Origin of the sequence: Streptomyces sp. 5K101 (assembly GCF_046506645.1) — a bacterium.
Classification (GTDB): Bacteria; Actinomycetota; Actinomycetes; order Streptomycetales; family Streptomycetaceae; genus Streptomyces.
Window position 1 is genome coordinate 241,381 of the sequence record NZ_JBKFFO010000011.1, and the last position, 17,084, is coordinate 258,464.

Sequence of the window (17,084 nt, forward strand, 5' to 3'; positions counted from 1 at the left end):
GTGCGGTGCGGCTCCGGCGAGGGCGTGTCCAGGGCGTTCAGTGCGGTCCACTGCGAGGCGGTGCCGCGACACCGGACCGCTGCGTGGTCCGCCGGGGCTCCGCCCCGGACCCCCCGCCTCAAACGCCGGCGAGGCTGACATTTTCCCGGACCGGGTCCACCGCCGAACGAGGGCGCATGTCCAGCCCGTCCGGCGCTTGAGGACACAGCCTGCAGGGCGGTGCCGCGACCACCGGTCCGCAGCTCGCCCCCCGTGGGCACGGCCCCGGTCCGCGCTCCGGGCCCCAGTCCCCGAGACGCGGCCCGCGGCCACAACGTCCCGGCGCGGCTGGCGGGCCCGGCGCGGCGGCCCCGAGTTCGAGGGCGCCGGCGAGGTGGCTGGGCCTCCGCGCCCAGGCACGCGTGAGGGCGGCACGCCGTGCGTGCGGCACGCACGGCACGCCGTGCGTGCCGCCCTCACGGTGGACAGGGGCGTCAGGCCTCGACGCCCAGCTTCTCCAGGATCAGCTCCTTGACGCGCGCCGCGTCCGCCTGGCCGCGGGTGGTCTTCATGACAGCGCCCACCAGCGCGCCCACCGCCGCGACCTTGCCGCCGCGGATCTTGTCCGCGATCGCTGCGTTGCCCGCGATCGCCTCGTCGACGGCCGCGCCGAGCGCGCCCTCGTCCGAGACGACCTTCAGACCACGCTTCTCGACGACCTGGTCCGGGTCGCCCTCGCCGGCGAGCACGCCCTCGATGACCTGGCGGGCCAGCTTGTCATTGAGTTCACCGGCCGCGACCAGCGCCGTCACGCGGGCGACCTGCGCCGGCGTGATGGGGAGCGAGGACAGGTCCACGCCCTGCTCGTTGGCGTTGCGCGCCAGCTCGCCCATCCACCACTTGCGCGCCGCGGCCGCGTCGGCGCCCGCGTCGGTCGTGGCGACGATCAGGTCGACCGCGCCCGCGTTGAGGATCGACTGCATGTCGTGCTCGGAGACGCCCCACTCCTCGCGCAGCCGGTTGCGGCGGACGCGCGGCAGCTCGGGGAGTGCGGCACGCAGCTCCTCGACCCACTCGCGGGCCGGGGCCACCGGCACGAGGTCCGGCTCGGGGAAGTAGCGGTAGTCCTCCGCCTCCTCCTTCACACGGCCCGACGTGGTGGAGCCGTCGTCCTCGTGGAAGTGGCGGGTCTCCTGGACGATCGTGCCGCCCGCGTTCAGCACGCCCGCGTGGCGGCTGATCTCGTACCGTACGGCCCGCTCCACGCTGCGCAGCGAGTTGACGTTCTTCGTCTCCGAACGCGTACCGAACGTCTCGGTGCCGTGCGGCCGCAGCGACAGGTTCACGTCGCACCGCATCTGGCCCATCTCCATGCGGGCCTCGGAGACGCCGAGCGCCTTGATGAGCTCACGCAGCTCGGCGACGTACGCCTTGGCGACCTCGGGGGCACGCTCACCGGCGCCGACGATCGGCTTGGTGACGATCTCGATCAGCGGGATGCCGGCGCGGTTGTAGTCGAGCAGGGAGTGGGACGCGCCGTGGATGCGGCCCGTGGCCCCGCCGACGTGCGTCGACTTGCCGGTGTCCTCCTCCATGTGCGCGCGCTCGATCTCGACGCGGAAGACCTCGCCGTCCTCCAGCTGGACGTCCAGGTAGCCGTTGAAGGCGATCGGCTCGTCGTACTGCGAGGTCTGGAAGTTCTTCGGCATGTCCGGATAGAAGTAGTTCTTCCGGGCGAAGCGGCACCACTCGGCGATCTCGCAGTGCAGCGCGAGGCCGATCTTGACGGCCGACTCGACGGCGGTCGCGTTGACGACCGGGAGGGAGCCGGGCATGCCGAGACAGGTGGGGCAGGTCTGCGAGTTGGGCTCGGCGCCCAGCTCCGTGGAGCACCCGCAGAACATCTTGGTCTTTGTGCCGAGCTCGACATGGACCTCCAGGCCCATGACGGGGTCGTAGGACGCGAGGGCGTCCTCGTACGACACCAGTTCAGTGACGGTCACGATGAAACTTTCCCTCTCAGCCCAGCAGGACGTCGTCGTCGCCGAGCCGCTTCAGCTCGCGGTAGAGGATGGCCAGGCCGGTGACGATGGCGGCGGCGGACACGGCGGCGTCGACGAGCCGCAGGACGTCACCGTCCTCGCGGGCCAGCTTGGCCTGCTTGGCGACGCTGATCGCACCGAAGGCGGTGGTTGCCAGCGACACGTACAGCCCGGTCTTGGACTTCTTGAAGTTCTTGGCTTTCCTTGCCATGGCACTCACAGCGACGGAGCCTCCTCCAGCAGCGGGTGACCCCAGCGTTCCACGAAGGCGGCCTCGACGGCGGCACCGACCTTGTACAGCCGGTCGTCCTTCATGGCGGGGGCGATGATCTGCAGGCCGACGGGCAGGCCGTCCTCGGGCGCGAGACCGCACGGCAGGGACATCGCCGCGTTGCCGGCCAGGTTGGTCGGAATGGTGCACAGGTCCGCGAGGTACATCGCCATCGGGTCGTCGGCGCGCTCGCCGATCGGGAAGGCCGTGGTCGGCGTCGTCGGGGAGACGATGACGTCCACCTTCTCGAACGCCTTCTCGAAGTCGCGCGTGATGAGCGTGCGGACCTTCTGCGCGGAGCCGTAGTACGCGTCGTAGTAGCCGGAGCTGAGCGCGTACGTGCCGAGCATGATGCGGCGCTTGACCTCGGGGCCGAAGCCGGCCTCGCGGGTGAGCGCGGTGACGTCCTCGGCGGACTTCGTGCCGTCGTCGCCGACGCGCAGGCCGTAGCGCATCGCGTCGAAGCGGGCGAGGTTCGAGGAGCACTCGGAGGGCGCGATCAGGTAGTACGCGGCGAGTGCCAGGTCGAACGACGGGCAGTCCAGCTCGACGGCCTCGGCCCCGAGCTCCTTGAGCAGCTCGACGGACTCGTCGAAGCGCTGCAGGACACCGGCCTGGTAGCCCTCGCCGCGGAACTGCTTGACGATGCCGACGCGCATGCCCTGGACGGAGCCGTTGCGGGCGGCCTCGACGACCGGCGGGACCGGGGCGTCGATGGACGTCGAGTCGAGCGGGTCGTGACCGGCGATGACCTCGTGCAGCAGGGCCGCGTCCAGGACCGTACGGGCGCAGGGGCCGCCCTGGTCGAGGGACGAGGAGAACGCCACCATGCCGTAGCGCGACACACCGCCGTAGGTCGGCTTGACTCCGACGGTCGCGGTGACGGCTGCGGGCTGGCGGATCGATCCGCCGGTGTCCGTGCCGATGGCGAGCGGGGCCTGGAAGGCGGCCAGCGCGGCGGCCGAACCACCGCCCGAGCCGCCCGGGATACGGGTCAGGTCCCAGGGGTTGCCCGTCGGGCCGTACGCGCTGTTCTCGGTCGAGGACCCCATGGCGAACTCGTCCATGTTGGTCTTGCCGATGATGACGACGTCCGCGGCCTTGAGCTTCTTGGTCACCGTCGCGTCGTACGGCGGGAGCCAGCCCTCGAGGATCTTGGACCCGACGGTGGTCGGGATGCCCTCGGTGGTGAAGATGTCCTTGAGCGCGAGCGGCACGCCGGCGAGCGGGCCGAGCTTCTCGCCCTTCGCCCGCTTCTCGTCGACGGCGCGGGCCTGGGCGAGGGCACCCTCGCGGTCGACGTGGAGGAAGGCGTTGACCTTCTCGTCGACGGCGTCGATACGGGCCAGGTGGGCCTCGGTGACCTCGACGGCCGTGAGCTCGCCCGCGGCGATCTTCTCGGCGGTCTCGGCGGCGGTGAGCTTGATGATGTCCGTCATGTGATTAGTCCTCCCCCAGGATCTGCGGCACCTTGAAACGCTGCTGCTCCTGGGCCGGGGCGCCGGAGAGCGCCTGCTCGGGGGTGAGCGACGGACGGACCTCGTCCGCGCGCATGACGTTGGTCAGCGGCAGCGGGTGGGAGGTCGGGGGTACGTCTTGGTCGGCGACCTCGGAGACGCGGGCGACCGCGCCGATGATGTCGTCGAGCTGTCCGGCGAAGTGGTCGAGCTCTTCGTCCTTCAGCTCGAGACGCGCCAGCCGGGCGAGGTGGGCGACCTCCTCGCGCGTGATGCCAGGCATGCAGCGATCCTCAGGGGTGAGTGTGATGGTTTTGGCCCAATCCTATGGGGCGGGGCGGGGTGACCGTGAAACGGTTTGCCTCGGACGGCACCCGCCCCTGGCCCGCGCGACGCCGTCGCGGGGGTGGGGGGCTGCGCGCCGGGGCGTACGGCTGTCACGCCGCGGCCCGTCGCGCGCGCCGTACGCGGCGGGGGCGGGCGAGTACCCGGCTGACTGTCACACGGCACGACACGACGCCGCCGCAGGGGCAGGCCGCGCGCCCGGGCCGCCACGGGGCGCGAGGCCACACCGCCACGGGGGGCTGCCCGGGCCCTCTGCCACGTCAGGTGGCGTGACATGCCCGGTTCCTCTGCCACGTCACCTGGCGTGACATCGCCACGGCGGGTCCCGCTGCCCCGCCACGTGGCATGCCCGCAGCCCACCGCCACGGCGGACGGGCCACGCGCCTGCGGCGTACAGCCACCACGGCAACGGCCAGTCGCACGTACTGCCACGGCGAGGGCCGCCGAGTCCCACTCGGCACGTGGCATGACACGACACCACCACAGTGGGGCCGGCCAGTAGACGGCTCCCGCGCCATGCGGCGCGACGCCACACCGCCACGGCGGGGCTGCCCGGGTCCTGCCACGTCACGTGGCGTGACACCGCCACGGCGGGTCCCGCTGCCCGCCACGTGGCGTGACCCCAGCCCACCGCCACGCGGGGCAGGCCGCCGTCCGCCGCGTGCGGCCCGCGCGCCGCGGGCTACGGGATTGCGTGGCCCGGTGTGCGGTTCGCACCGTTCGGGGACGGGGAAGGGGGGCGTTCGCCCGCCGGGAGTGCCGGGCGGTGCCAGCCCCGTTCGCCCCTGGCCAGCAGCCACGCCGTCGTCTCCTGGGGCGGCATCGCCGCCGCCACCAGCCACCCCTGCACCGCGTCGCAGCCCAGGTCCCGCAGCCGCTCCCACGTCTCGTCGTCCTCGACGCCCTCCGCGACGACGAGCAGGCCGAGCGAGTGGGCGAGGTCCACGGTGCAGCGGACGATCTCCGCGTCCTCGGCGTCCACGGCGAGCCGCGCCACGAACGACCGGTCGATCTTGAGCTCGCTGACCGGGAGCCGGCGCAGGTGCACCAGCGAGGAGTAGCCCGTGCCGAAGTCGTCGAGGGACATCTTCACGCCGTGGTCGGCGAGCCCGGCCAGCGTGTCGGCGGCCCGCTGCGGGTCCTCCAGGAGCACGTGCTCCGTTATCTCCAGCTGGAGCGCCCCCGGCGGGACCCCGTGCCGGGCGAGCCGCGCGGCGACCGCCCCGGCGAAGCCGGGGGTGTGGACGTCGCGGGGCGAGACGTTGACGGCGACCGGGACCGTGAGCCCCTGCGCCCGCCACTGCGCGACCTGCGCGAGCGCCGTCTCCAGGACGTACTCCGTCAGGTGGGGCATCAGGCCCGAGGACTCCGCTATGGCGATGAACTCGTCAGGAGGCACCCGCCCCCGCTCCGGGTGCACCCAGCGCACCAGCGCCTCCAGCCCCGAGACGTGCCCGTCGAAGCGCACCTTGGGCTGGTAGTGCAGCTCGACCTCGCCGGCGTCCAGCGCCCGGCGCAGGTCGCCGAGGAGGCCGAGCCGGTCGGGGGTGTTGCTGTCGCGCTTGGACTCGTACACCTCGACGCCCGTCCGGTCCCGCTTCGCCTGGTACATCGCGACATCCGCGCGGCGCAGCAGTCCCTCGGCGTCGAGGGCGTGGTCGGGGAAGACGGCGAGGCCGGCGCTCGCCTCCAGCACGAGGGTGAGCCCGTCCAGGTCGAGCGGCGAGGACAGCTCGGCGACGAGATGACGGGCGACGCGCTGGGCACTGGTCGTGGAGTCGGCCGTGGGCAGCAGGACGGCGAACTCGTCGCCGCCGAGCCGTGCCGCCTCGGCCCCGCGCGGCAGCGCCAGCCGCAGCCGCTCGGCGATCTGGAGCAGCAGCCGGTCCCCCGCTAGATGGCCGAGGGTGTCGTTGACCGCCCGGAAGCGGTCGAGGTCGATGAGGACGAGGGCGGAGCGCGCTCCGGAGCTCTCGGCGTCCTCCAGCGCGGACCAGGTGCGCTCCAGCAGCCACTGACGGTTGGGCAGCCCGGTGAGCGGGTCCCGCAGTTGTTCCTCGGCCCGGGCCCTGGCGATCCACAGGGTGTAGTCGAGGGCGATCAGCGGCACGGCGAACAGCGGCAGCAGCACCGGCATGGCCACGGTGACGACGCTGATGAGCGGGGCGATGCCGACGAGGGCGAGCGCGACCAGGCCCTGCCGAAGCAGGGCGGTGCGTGCGACGGCGGGCAGTCCGCCGCCCTGCGGGGCGAGCACGTACCACAACAGCAGCCGGGTGACGGCGAGATACGCGGTGGCGGCGAGCATGACCTCGGGCGCTGCCTCGAGCTCCCAGGCCAGCGGATCCCATGGCTCCTCGACGGTGGGGACGACCCCGAAGGCGGCGAGGGCGAGCGCCGCGGCGCCGATCCCCAGGATGTCGACGGCGCCGTGCACCAGGCCCTGGCGCCATCGGCCCCGGCAGGCGGCGCCGACGAGGGCGACGACCGAGAGGCTGACGAGCCCGGCGGGGACCCAGCCGAACAGGAGCAGGACGGCCAGGGTGAGCGCGGCGCCCGAGCCGGTCCCGCCCCACCAGCGGTCGCGGCCGAGCGCGACGAGATGGCCGACGATGATCCCGGTGAGCAGCGCGAGGGACCAGCCCCCGGTGGAACCGGGGAACAGGGCGTGTCCTTCTCGTACGGTAGTGACGACTCCGGTGACGAGCACGAGCGCGGCGCCGGCGACGACGGCCGCGGGCAGCCCGGGAGTCCGGCCCACCAGGGCCGCGAACGCACGCGGACGCGGGGCCGGGGCGGCGCTCTCGGTCGGTTTCATTCCCGTCCCTCTCACAGCCGGCGTGCCGATGCGGTCCTGCCCCGTCGATCCTGCCGGGCCTGCTCGAACAGGACGGGGCCGGGCGATGGCTCCCGTTGACATGCCACCACGACCGAAATCCCACCACGCAGCCGTGCACGACAGGCGCACATCTCAACAGTAGGCCGCAGGAGGCTCCAACGGGCAGCGCTCTACAGCTCTTGCCCGAATGAGACCCGGCCATCCTCATCCCTCTGGTATGCGCTGAACGGGTGACCTGTACTGGCTGTTCCACCGGCGCTTCACGCGTCGCTTTCCGGCCCCGCGCGCCCCTTTCGGGCTCCTCGTGCGCCCCCGGGAGAAACCGCCCGTTTCCCCGCGTGTCACGCCACTTGGGTCACAGCCGCCTCACGGGCCGCATCCGGGCCCTGTTCGAGGAGGACCGCGAAGCCCGCTTCGTCCAGCACGGGCACCTTCAGCTGCACGGCCTTGTCGTACTTCGACCCGGGATTGTCACCGACCACGACGAAGCTGGTCTTCTTGGAAACGGAACCGGCCACTTTCGCACCGAGGCTCTGGAGCGCCTCTTTTGCGCCATCCCTCGTGTGGTGCTCCAGAGTGCCGGTGACGACGACCGTCAACCCCTCCAGCGGGCGCGGGCCTTCGTCCTCGCCGGTCGTCTCCGCCTCCAGCCGGACGCCCGCCGCACGCCACTTGCGCAGGATCTCGCGGTGCCAGTCTTCCTCGAACCACTGCTTGAGCGAGGCCGCGATGGTCGGGCCGACGCCCTCGACCGCCGCCAGCTCCTCCTCGCTCGCCTGCTCGATGCGGTCGATCGAGCGGAACTCGCGCGCGAGCGCCTCCGCCGCCACCGGGCCGACATGCCGGATGGACAGGCCGGTGATGATCCGGGCGAGCGGCCGCTGCTTGGCCGCCGCGATGTTCTCCAGCATGGACAGGGCGTTCTTGCGCGGCTCGCCCTGCTGGTTGGCGAAGACGGTGGCGATCTTCTCCTCGCCCGTCTTGGGGTCACGCTTGGGCAGGCCGCTGTCCTGGTCCAGGACGTACGCCTTGATGGGCAGCAGCTGCTCGATGGTGAGATCGAAGAGGTCGCCCTCGTCCACCAGCGGCGGCTCCGCCGGCTCCAGGGGCTTGGTCAGCGCGGCCGCGGCCACATAGCCGAAATTCTCGATGTCCAGGCACTTGCGCCCGCCGAGGTAGAAGAGACGTTCACGCAGCTGCGCCGGGCAGGTGCGGCCGTTCGGGCAGCGCAGGTCGACGTCGCCCTCCTTCATCGGCCGCAGCGGCGTCCCGCACTCGGGGCACTCGGCGGGCATCACGAACTCCCGCTCCGTGCCGTCCCGCAGGTCCGCGACCGGCCCGAGGATCTCCGGGATGACGTCGCCGGCCTTGCGCAGCACGACGGTGTCCCCGATGAGGACGCCCTTGGCCTTGACCACGTCCTGGTTGTGCAGCGTGGCGAACTCGACCTCCGAGCCCGCGACCGTGACCGGCTCCACCTGCGCGTAGGGCGTCACCCGGCCCGTCCGGCCCACGCCCACCCGGATGTTGACCAGCTTGGTGTTGACCTCCTCCGGCGCGTACTTCCACGCGATCGCCCAGCGCGGCGCCCGCGAGGTGGAGCCGAGCCGGCCCTGGAGCGGGATCTCGTCGAGCTTGACGACCACGCCGTCGATCTCGTGCTCCACCGAGTGCCGGTGCTCGCCGAAATACGCGATGAACTCCCGTACGTCGTCGATGCCGTCGACCACTTTGTTGTGCCGGGCGGTCGGCAGGCCCCACTCGCGCAGCAGCCCGTACGCCTCCGACAGCCGGCTGATCTCCAGTCCCTCGCGCGCGCCGATGCCGTGCACCACCATGTGCAGCGGTCGGGTGGCGGTGATCTTCGGGTCCTTCTGGCGCAGCGAACCGGCCGCCGCGTTGCGCGGGTTGGCGAACGGCTTGTCACCGGCCTCCACCAGGCGGGCGTTGAGCTCCTCGAACTTCTCCATCGGGAAGTAGACCTCGCCGCGGACCTCGACGAGGTCCGGGATGCGGTCGCCCTTCAGCCGGTCGGGCACGTCCGAGATGGTGCGGATGTTCGGCGTGATGTCCTCGCCCGTGCGGCCGTCGCCGCGCGTGGCCGCGCGCGTGAGGCGCCCCTTCTCGTACGTCAGGTTGACGGCGAGGCCGTCGACCTTGAGCTCGCACAGGAAGTGGTACGCCGAGGTGCCGACGTCCTTGGCGACGCGGTCCGCCCAGGCGGCCAGCTCCTCGTCGTCGAAGGCGTTGTCCAGCGACAGCATCCGCTCGCGGTGCTGGACGGCCGTGAACTCCGTCTCATAGGCCCCCGCGACCTTCTGGGTCGGCGACTCGGGGGTGCGCAGCGCCGGATACTGCTCCTCGATCGCCTCCAGCTCGCGCATGAGCCGGTCGAACTCCGCGTCGGAGACGATCGGGGCGTCCTTCACGTAGTACCGGAAGCGGTGCTCCTCGATCTGCTCGGCGAGCCCCGCGTGCTGCTCCCGCACATCGGCGGGCAGTGCCGTCTGCTGTTCGCCAGCCACCGTTTCGTCCTTCCGTCTGCCGTGCGCCCGTTACTCAGGGTTGTCCGCGAGCGATCTCGCGGCCCGGACGCAGTGGGCGAGCGCCGCGCGTGCGTACGCGGGGGACGCGCCTGCGAGGCCGCAGGCGGGGGTGATCACGACCGACTCGGCGAGAGTCCCCGGATTCAGCCCCAGCCTGCGCCACAGTGTCCGTACACCCTTGACGATATCGGCGCCCACTGACAACGCGGCCGACGCGGCATCGGTGGACGGGACGACGCCCGCGAGGAGCGTGGTGCCGCCCTCGACGGCCTCGCCGATCGCCTCCTCCTCACGCTCGGTGAGCAGCCCGAAATCGAACGAGATCCCCTGCACCCCTGCGCGGCGCAGCAGCGCGAACGGCACCTCGGGGGCGCAGGAGTGCACGACCACCGGACCGTCCGTGACGGCGACGACGTCGCGCAGCGCGCTCTCGACGATCTGGCGGTCCACCGCGCGGTGGGTGCGGTAGCCGCTCGCGGTGCGGATCTGCCCGCGCAGCACGGCGGTCAGGGACGGCTCGTCGAGCTGGAGCACGACCTGCGCGCCGGGCACCCTGCGGCGGACGTCGGCCAGGTGCCCGCGCAGTCCCTCGGCGAGCGAGGCCGCGAGATCGCGGCAGGCACCGGGGTCGCCCAGCGCGGCCTCGCCGCCGCGGAGTTCGAGGGAGGCGGCGAGCGTCCAGGGGCCGACGGCCTGGACCTTGAGCGGACCTTCGTACCCCTGCGTGAACTCCTCCAGCGCGTCCAGGTCCTCGCCGAGCCAGGAGTGCGCGCGGCGGGTGTCCCGCCCCGGCCGGTCGCTGACCCGCCACCCGCTGGGCTCGACATGGGCGTACATCTCGACCAGCAGCCCGATGGTGCGCCCGATCATGTCGGCACCGGGCCCGCGGGCGGGCAGCTCGGCGAGGTACGGGAAGTCCTCGAAGGACCCGGTGACGGTCCGCGCGCTCTCGCGGGCGTCCGAGCCGGGCATGGACCCGACGCCGGTCGCCGCTCCCCAGGTGAAGTGCTGTTTCTCGCTCACCCGGGAAGCGTACGTGGCCCGGCCGGACCCCGGCGCGGCCCCGTCCCCTCAGCGGCCCGGCTTGCTTCTGGCGCGGACCCGCCCCCGTCAGCGGCCCTGCCTGAGCGCAAGCCCGCCCCCGTCAGCGGCCCGGCCGCACGGTCAGGTCGTTGATCTCGGCGTCGCGCGGCAGGTCGAGGGCCGTGAGGATCGTCGTGGCGACCGACTCCGGGTCGATCCAGCGCTCCGGGTCGTACTCCTTGCCCTCCTGGGCGTGGACCTTGGCCTGCATCGGGCTCGCCGTGCGTCCCGGGTACACCGAGGTCACCCGCACCCCGGCCGCGTGCTCCTCGTGCCGCAGCGAGTCGGCGAGCGCCTTGAGGCCGTGCTTGGAGGCCGCGTAGGCGCCCCATTGGGCGTGGGCGTTGAGGCCGGCGCCGGAGTTGACGAAGACGACGTGGCCCCGGGCCACGCGCAGCTGGGGCAGGAAGAGGCGGGTCAGCTCGGCGGGCGCGATCAGGTTGACGTTCAGCTGGTGGCGCCACGTCTTGGTGGTCAGCTCCCCGACCGGGCCGAGGTCGACGACGCCGGCGATGTGCAGCAGTGAGTCGATGCGTTCGGGCAGGGTCTGGTGGCCGAGCGCCCAGGAGATGCGGTCGGGCTCGGCCAGGTCCGCGACGAGGGTGCGGGCACGGGGGAACCGCGCCGTGAGCTCCTTGGCGCGGCCCGCGTCCCGTGCCACGAGGATGACCTCGTCGCCCCGCTCGTGCAGCCTGCGGGTGACCGCCGCGCCGATGCCGGATCCCGCGCCGGTGATCAGATGTGTAGCCATGCCCGCCATGCTCGCACTAGCGGATGCCCAGGCTCTCCTCCAGGTAGGCCATGGCAGCCACTCCATCCTCGGCGAAGAACACCAGGTCGGTCAGGGGCAGCGGCAGGAAACCCTCGTCCTCCATCCGCTGGAACTGCTGCTTCAGCCCGTCGTAGAAGCCGGCCGCGTTGAGCAGGACCACGGGCTTCGTGTGGTGACCGTGCTTCTTGAGCTCCAGGATCTCGGTGGCCTCGTCCAGCGTCCCGGTGCCGCCGACCATGATCACGACGGCGTCGGACTTGGCCAGAAGCAACGCCTTGCGCTCGGCGAGGTCCTTGGCGACGACCATCCCGTCGGCGGTGGCCCGCGCCTTGGACTGCAGGAACTCCACGGACACACCGACCAGCCGGCCCCCCGCCTCCTCCACGCCGTCCGCGACGACCTTCATCAGCCCCACGTCGGAGCCGCCCCACACCAGGGTGTGGCCGCCCTTACCGATGAGCTCGGCGAACTCGCGGGCGGGTCGCGTGTAGCGGTCGTCAAGATCGGCGGCGGAGAGGAAGACGCAGATGTTCATGCGCCCCACCGTACGGGCCGCGGGAGGTCTCCCGGAATTCCTTTGCCGCGACCGATGAGCGGTGCCCGGCGGGTCCGGTCTGCCCTCTCATGGAGAACGCCGGCGCCGCCGGACCTGACGATCCCCTTCGCTGGATGTCGCCTCCGCCCGGGCTGGAGGCCCTGGACACAACGTCCAGGTCGTCACCGGAACCCCCGGAGCGTAAGGTTCAGAAGCGCTCGACCTTCTGGCCTTCCGGCACCTGGTAGCAGCCGGAAACGACCATCAGGCTCAACTTCGGCGGATTTCGCTTGGCAAAGTGGGCGATGTTGACGCTGTGCTTCTTTTCGTCGTTGTCCGCCGTGAGGTTGAGGTTCTGGTTCTTACTCGTGTCAGGCCCGTAGTCGACGACCTTCCATCCGTGCTTGGGTAGTACCTCCTTGAGCCGTTCCATGACCCCACTGAGCTGGCTCGCCGACGCGGGGTAGAAGCTCCATTTGTGAAAGATCTGGAAGTACTTCTCCGGGTCCTTGTCCCCACATTCCTTGACCCCTGGGCCAGTGTCGGAAGCCTTCCCCTTGATGCCGATCAGGTCATAGATCTCGCTGGAGACCTTCTCCGCTTCATCGGCGGCGTCCTGCGAGGTGCTGGTGCCTGCCGAGGGGATCTCGTCGCTGTTGCTCGAATCAGTCATGCTGCATCCGGTGAGTGTGAGAGCGAGGGACACGAAGAGTGCCTGTGCGCCGATTTTGATCTTCAAGTCGAGGAGCCTCGATAGGTCGGACCGGGACATGAGCCGGTCAATTCTTCTGGCGTTCACTGGATCAGTCACCAGGGCGTCTCGTGGACCGGTGACTCTGACACACATCGGAGACCGTCGACACCGCTATCGCGTCCTTTCGTATGCGGGGCGCCGCTGTTCCAGCTGCGCCTCGTCGCCATGCCCCGCTACGACCAGGCCCTGATTCAGCAGGCTGGTGTTGTTGGTGTCCATCTTCCAGTAATCGCTGTGGCCCTCGATCTTGCCAGTGGCCATCTGATTGGCGCCGAAGCGTTCGTCGCTCGGGATCGTCCAGGGGCCGTCCCAGTCGGTTCCGCCGTGACCGAATCGGCCGACGTCCGGAACGACGTCCCCCTCCGCCTCCAGATTCCAGACATGTCCCTTGGGCAAGTCCAGGTCCTCGGCCTTGGGCACTTGCACGCCCGGGCTGCCCGCCAGGATCACGTCGTCGGCGTTCAGGTCCCCCTGCCGGGCGGCGGAGCCGATGAGGGTCGTGCCGTATGAGTGGCCGATCGCTGTGCGGTGTGGGTCCGCCTCACCCGAGTGCGATGCTTCGAGTCCGTCCATGAACCGGTTGTAGGCGGGCGCGCCGTCATCTGCGTAGTGGCTGAACGGTGAATCCTTGACGATGTCCTGCGGAGCGTCGTACCCGAGCCAGGTGATCGTGGAAACCGACTTACCATCCGCCTCGTCGGTGGCCACGCGCCACATATTCTCCATCCGGCCGATGTTTTCACCGATGCTGCCCAGGTTCGACGTCGTACCCGGCACATAGACCGCCTGGTGATCGGCCGTGTCCGGATTCCCGTTGGCGACGATCGCCCGGCCGTTCCCCTCCGCGTTGAACCCCAGCAGATATGCCTCTGGCAGGCCTTGCACACCAGTCCTGTCGAAGCGGTCCTGAATGCTCTGCATGCCCTTGAGGGACTTGTCGAGCTGCTCGTACCGGTCGCCGTACTTGTTGTGCCACTCCATCCATTCGTCGGTGTGCACCTTGGACGGGTACATACCTGCGGTGATCCACGTCCACTCGTTGGCAGGTGCCTTCGGGATGGAGTCCAGTTCCATCTGAAGCTGGCCCCGCTTCTCGTTGAATACGATGCGGTTGGCCTCGTCCCTGATCGTGGATGGAACTCCGTCGAGTGCGCCCACGACATCGGGGTGGAGGGAGACCCACGCTGCCTGTTCCTCCGGACTGAGTTCCTTCCACCAGGCAGCGTTGTCCGCCGGGCTTCCGCTCTTGGGCAGCTCCGGCAGCGAATCCATATAACCTTTGCCGGCGTCACGCACACCGTGCATGTCGGACTGCGCATCGGACCAGTCCCGGCCGGAGACCACGAGGTCGTCGTCCGCCTTCAGCGCCCGCAGTTTCGGAGCCCACTTCGCGTCGGCCTCTGTGGCCGCCTGAACGGCGTCCGCGATCCGGTTGGCGTATTCCAGTGCCGCGCCGTAGTACGGATTCGGATGGATGTTCACGGCCTGGCGTTCCAAGGCGTCGGACGTCGCGCTCCCGCCGGCGCTCCCGGTCACCGTGCCGCCATCGGCATCCTTCTCGGCACCGGGCTTTCTGCCTGCTGGGTAGTTGACCGAGCCGTTGGCATTCACAGTGCAGTGGTTCGCCTGCGCGTCCGCGATGGCCGCGTCCAGCTTCCTCTTGGCCACCGCCATGTCGAAGGCGAAACCGTTCAGCGCTGTACTGATCAGGCCGCACTCGGTCTGCACGTAGTGGAAGTTCTTCGACACCTCCTCCAGCTCGCGCAGCGCGGCGTCCGCAGCCTCACCTTTTAGCTGGTTGCGGATCCCGGAGCAGATCACATTGTCGATCGTGTCCTTGGCCGCACTGGCCATGTCACCCGTCGCCCGGTACCCGTCCGCGGCGTCCTCGAACTCCGTCGGCTTGAAAGTCTTTAACGTCGCAAGATCCATGCCCCGGATCAGCGCTCCTTCGCCTGGCCGCCAACGGCCTCGGTGTCCTTGTACGTACCCTTGAGCGCGTCCAACTCGGTCTTCAGCGACTCGTCGGTCTTCGCCAGATCATGCCCCGAGGACTCCAGTGCTCCGCCCAGGGACCTGCAGCGCCCGCGCACGTTCTTCACGTACTTGCTCCAGGAGTCGTACAACTCCAGCTGAGCTGCTGCGCTCTGACATCCGGTAGTCTCACCCAGCCCCATTTGTCCGTCCTGCAGCTTGGTCAGTGCACCACCAATCGGCTCATCCAGACGCTTGATGCCGTCGCCCGCCTTCACCCAGGCCCTCTTGTCCGACTTCAGATTTTCCGAAGTCGCACCTAGCTCGCCCCCACCTTGTTCGGCGGGGTACTGGTTCAACTGCATCTGCGTCGAATGCCGCTCAGCAGCCTCGGTCTTGAGCTGCTCCCACTCGTCCCACGCCATCCCGTGTGTCCTCCCCGTTGACCCCGTAAGTCCGTAACCCCGCGCCTGTGTTCTCCGGCCGCCCCTCAGCCGAGGCGCCGCCGTGATCCCCTCCCCGGCAAGCGATATCAAAACGTGCGTCAGGTGCCGCGGTTACGGGATCATTCCGGCCTCAGCGTTGCGGCCTTCAGTAATACCTGTGCCGCACGCACCCCCCGTCCGCGACCAGCTCAGGGTCACCCGAGAGCCAGGCCGGCCCGAACGACAGCTCGATGCCGGCGTCGTCGGAGGTCTTGATTCCGGGCATGCCCTCGCCCGGTTCCCCCTTCCCCGGTGCCGGAATGTCCTCGACTGTCAGCCCGCTCGCCGTCCATGCCCTCCGCAGGTCCTCGACCGAAGCCCTGTAGTCGGCGCGGCTGTCGAAGTGCAGCCGCCACGTGGCACTGGGCTGATCACGGGTGATGCCCTCGTCGTCGAAGCCGAACCCGTCCTTGCACGACGAGGTGTCCTCGTCCTCCCCCACTGCCGTCTCATCCGGCAGGAATCCCAGCTGAACGACCGCCTGCTCCCCCGACTCCCGGGTCTTGCTCACGTGCTGCCGGTACTCGGAAGCCGACATCACCGGACCACCGGCCATCGATTCACATCCCCGTGCGAGCAGGGCTATGCACCCAACGGCCAGGACCAGGGCGGTGAACGTCAGGAACGCAGCTCGACTGTCGTGACGGGACTGGGCGCGAGCCGGGCACTCCGGTGCGGGTGTCGTAGGCATGGTGACCATCCAAGTCACCCTGCCCGGACCACAGGAGTGCTGATGTACTCAGATCCTCTTGAGTACATCAGCACCGCCGACTACCGCCTGACGCTGTGTCACCGCGAGCGGCGGCACGAGTGGCTACGCAGATGTCTGCCGTCGACGGCGGAACACGAAGAGTGTGGCGATCACTCCGGCCACCACAGCAGACGCAACGCCGATTCCGCCCCAGAGAGTGGCTGAGGTCAAGTCCTCACTCCCAGATGCAGCAGGGGCCGCCTCTGCCGCTGAAGGCGCAGGCTGCGTCGGTGAAGGCTGCACGGGCTCGGCATCCTCGTAGCTGAAGTCCGGGATCGGGTACTCGTCGGCCGGGCCGGGATCGCCCGGGTCCTTCAGCGCGATCCGGGGGCGCACGACGCCGTAGCCGATGACGTCGTCGCGGCTGAGGCCCTTCTCGTTGCCGCTGGCCGTCTGCAACAGGACGCGGAGGACTTGGTTGTTGGTCCAGTCGGGGTGCTTCGACCAGAGGAGGGCGGCGGAGGCAGAGGCGAGGGCGGTTGCCGCGCTGGTGCCCGTTCCTTCACAGAGCTGCGTCCCGCCGGAGCAGGCATTGACGATGTCCTTGGCAGGAGCAGCGATGTCGACTTGGGGACCCCACTGGGACTCCTTGATCGGCTTGGCATCCTGGTCCACTCCCGATACGCCGACGACACCCGAGGTCGCGGCCGGATACTCCTTCTCGTTGTGGACGTCACCCTTGTTGCCAACCCCCGCGAAGATCAACTTACCCTTCTCCAGTGCGTGCTTCACGGCAGCGGTCAACTCTGGATAGTCCGCATCCGGATTCGCCATGGAGATGTTGATGACCTTCGCGTCGGAGCCAGCAGCGAAGCGGATAGCCTTGGCCATGTCCGCTGCATACTTCTTCGCCTGGCTCTTGGTCCACAGCGTTCCCGGCTTCCCGTATGGCATTTTGATGGGAAGGATCTTGGTGCCGGGAGCCAACCCGTGAGATCCACTGCTCTCGCCACGGGCTCCAGTTGCCGCGATCAGCGCGGCCATGCCGGTGCCGTGTCCCTCCTGGTCCGTGTGTTCGTCGCCTTCCTTGCCGGAGTAGTCCACGCCGTCCAGGACCTGGCCACGAAGGTCAGCAATGCTCTTGTCGACGCCAGAGTCGATCACAGCGACCGTCACGCCCTCTCCGGTGCTGGCCTTCCACATCTCCTCGGCGTGCATCGCGTCGAGGTGCCACTGCTGTTCCCGGACCGTTTCGGCATGCGCGGGGACCGTCGCAATGCCTACCAGTAGCAGGCTCATGGCGGCCGTCAG

The 17,084-nt window shown here is 69.9% G+C and carries 14 protein-coding genes; all 14 read right to left on the bottom strand.

Annotation, left to right across the window (positions count from 1 at the left end; all coding sequences use genetic code 11):
* Positions 1 to 473: 473 nt before the first annotated feature.
* Positions 474 to 1,982 carry an Asp-tRNA(Asn)/Glu-tRNA(Gln) amidotransferase subunit GatB gene (gatB, locus tag ACLB9X_RS22405; protein WP_410362154.1) on the bottom strand — a complete coding sequence of 503 codons (1,509 nt, stop codon included), beginning with the start codon at positions 1,980 to 1,982 and terminating at the stop codon, positions 474 to 476.
* A gap of 16 nt (positions 1,983 to 1,998) precedes the next feature.
* Positions 1,999 to 2,232: a hypothetical protein gene (locus tag ACLB9X_RS22410; RefSeq protein ID WP_410362208.1), complete on the bottom strand. Its 234-nt coding sequence runs from the start codon at positions 2,230 to 2,232 to the stop codon at positions 1,999 to 2,001.
* A gap of 5 nt (positions 2,233 to 2,237) precedes the next feature.
* Positions 2,238 to 3,731: an Asp-tRNA(Asn)/Glu-tRNA(Gln) amidotransferase subunit GatA gene (gene gatA / locus ACLB9X_RS22415; RefSeq protein ID WP_410362155.1), complete on the bottom strand. Its 1,494-nt coding sequence runs from the start codon at positions 3,729 to 3,731 to the stop codon at positions 2,238 to 2,240.
* 4 nt (positions 3,732 to 3,735) lie between these two features.
* Positions 3,736 to 4,032, bottom strand: a complete 297-nt coding sequence (gatC, locus tag ACLB9X_RS22420) for an Asp-tRNA(Asn)/Glu-tRNA(Gln) amidotransferase subunit GatC (protein WP_016642027.1) — start codon at positions 4,030 to 4,032, stop codon at positions 3,736 to 3,738.
* A 744-nt stretch (positions 4,033 to 4,776) separates the two neighbouring features.
* Complete coding sequence (locus tag ACLB9X_RS22425) at positions 4,777 to 6,912, bottom strand: putative bifunctional diguanylate cyclase/phosphodiesterase (RefSeq protein WP_410362156.1); 2,136 nt, start codon at positions 6,910 to 6,912, stop codon at positions 4,777 to 4,779.
* A 362-nt stretch (positions 6,913 to 7,274) separates the two neighbouring features.
* Complete coding sequence (ligA, locus tag ACLB9X_RS22430) at positions 7,275 to 9,458, bottom strand: NAD-dependent DNA ligase LigA (protein ID WP_410362157.1); 2,184 nt, start codon at positions 9,456 to 9,458, stop codon at positions 7,275 to 7,277.
* A gap of 30 nt (positions 9,459 to 9,488) precedes the next feature.
* Positions 9,489 to 10,502, bottom strand: coding sequence for a methionine synthase (locus tag ACLB9X_RS22435; RefSeq protein ID WP_410362158.1), 1,014 nt, complete (start codon positions 10,500 to 10,502; stop codon positions 9,489 to 9,491).
* Between the two features lie 121 nt (positions 10,503 to 10,623).
* On the bottom strand, positions 10,624 to 11,313 hold the full coding sequence (locus ACLB9X_RS22440; protein WP_410362159.1) for an SDR family oxidoreductase: 690 nt from the start codon (positions 11,311 to 11,313) through the stop codon (positions 10,624 to 10,626).
* Positions 11,314 to 11,329: 16 nt separating this feature from the next.
* Positions 11,330 to 11,869, bottom strand: coding sequence for a TIGR00730 family Rossman fold protein (locus ACLB9X_RS22445; protein ID WP_410362160.1), 540 nt, complete (start codon positions 11,867 to 11,869; stop codon positions 11,330 to 11,332).
* 208 nt (positions 11,870 to 12,077) lie between these two features.
* Positions 12,078 to 12,608, bottom strand: coding sequence for a hypothetical protein (locus tag ACLB9X_RS22450; protein ID WP_410362161.1), 531 nt, complete (start codon positions 12,606 to 12,608; stop codon positions 12,078 to 12,080).
* A gap of 126 nt (positions 12,609 to 12,734) precedes the next feature.
* Positions 12,735 to 14,555: an alpha/beta hydrolase gene (locus ACLB9X_RS22455; RefSeq protein WP_410362162.1), complete on the bottom strand. Its 1,821-nt coding sequence runs from the start codon at positions 14,553 to 14,555 to the stop codon at positions 12,735 to 12,737.
* Positions 14,556 to 14,563: 8 nt separating this feature from the next.
* Entirely contained in the window at positions 14,564 to 15,022 is a 459-nt protein-coding gene (locus ACLB9X_RS22460) for a hypothetical protein (RefSeq protein ID WP_410362163.1), read from the bottom strand.
* Positions 15,023 to 15,188: 166 nt separating this feature from the next.
* On the bottom strand, positions 15,189 to 15,593 hold the full coding sequence (locus ACLB9X_RS22465; RefSeq protein ID WP_410362164.1) for a hypothetical protein: 405 nt from the start codon (positions 15,591 to 15,593) through the stop codon (positions 15,189 to 15,191).
* A gap of 303 nt (positions 15,594 to 15,896) precedes the next feature.
* The gene (mycP, locus tag ACLB9X_RS22470) at positions 15,897 to 17,072 is read right to left on the bottom strand and encodes a type VII secretion-associated serine protease mycosin (protein WP_410362165.1); all 1,176 of its coding nucleotides are present in this window, start codon (positions 17,070 to 17,072) and stop codon (positions 15,897 to 15,899) included.
* Between the last annotated feature and the right edge of the window lie 12 nt (positions 17,073 to 17,084).

Coding starts and splice junctions, on each gene's coding strand:
- ACLB9X_RS22410 (WP_410362208.1), bottom strand. CDS start 2,232: ATGGCAAGGAAAGCCAAGAACTTCAAGAAGTCCAAGACCGGGCTGTAC.
- gatA (WP_410362155.1), bottom strand. CDS start 3,731: ATGACGGACATCATCAAGCTCACCGCCGCCGAGACCGCCGAGAAGATC.
- gatC (WP_016642027.1), bottom strand. CDS start 4,032: ATGCCTGGCATCACGCGCGAGGAGGTCGCCCACCTCGCCCGGCTGGCG.
- ACLB9X_RS22425 (WP_410362156.1), bottom strand. CDS start 6,912: ATGAAACCGACCGAGAGCGCCGCCCCGGCCCCGCGTCCGCGTGCGTTC.
- ACLB9X_RS22440 (WP_410362159.1), bottom strand. CDS start 11,313: ATGGCTACACATCTGATCACCGGCGCGGGATCCGGCATCGGCGCGGCG.
- ACLB9X_RS22445 (WP_410362160.1), bottom strand. CDS start 11,869: ATGAACATCTGCGTCTTCCTCTCCGCCGCCGATCTTGACGACCGCTAC.
- ACLB9X_RS22455 (WP_410362162.1), bottom strand. CDS start 14,555: ATGGATCTTGCGACGTTAAAGACTTTCAAGCCGACGGAGTTCGAGGAC.
- ACLB9X_RS22460 (WP_410362163.1), bottom strand. CDS start 15,022: ATGGCGTGGGACGAGTGGGAGCAGCTCAAGACCGAGGCTGCTGAGCGG.
- mycP (WP_410362165.1), bottom strand. CDS start 17,072: ATGAGCCTGCTACTGGTAGGCATTGCGACGGTCCCCGCGCATGCCGAA.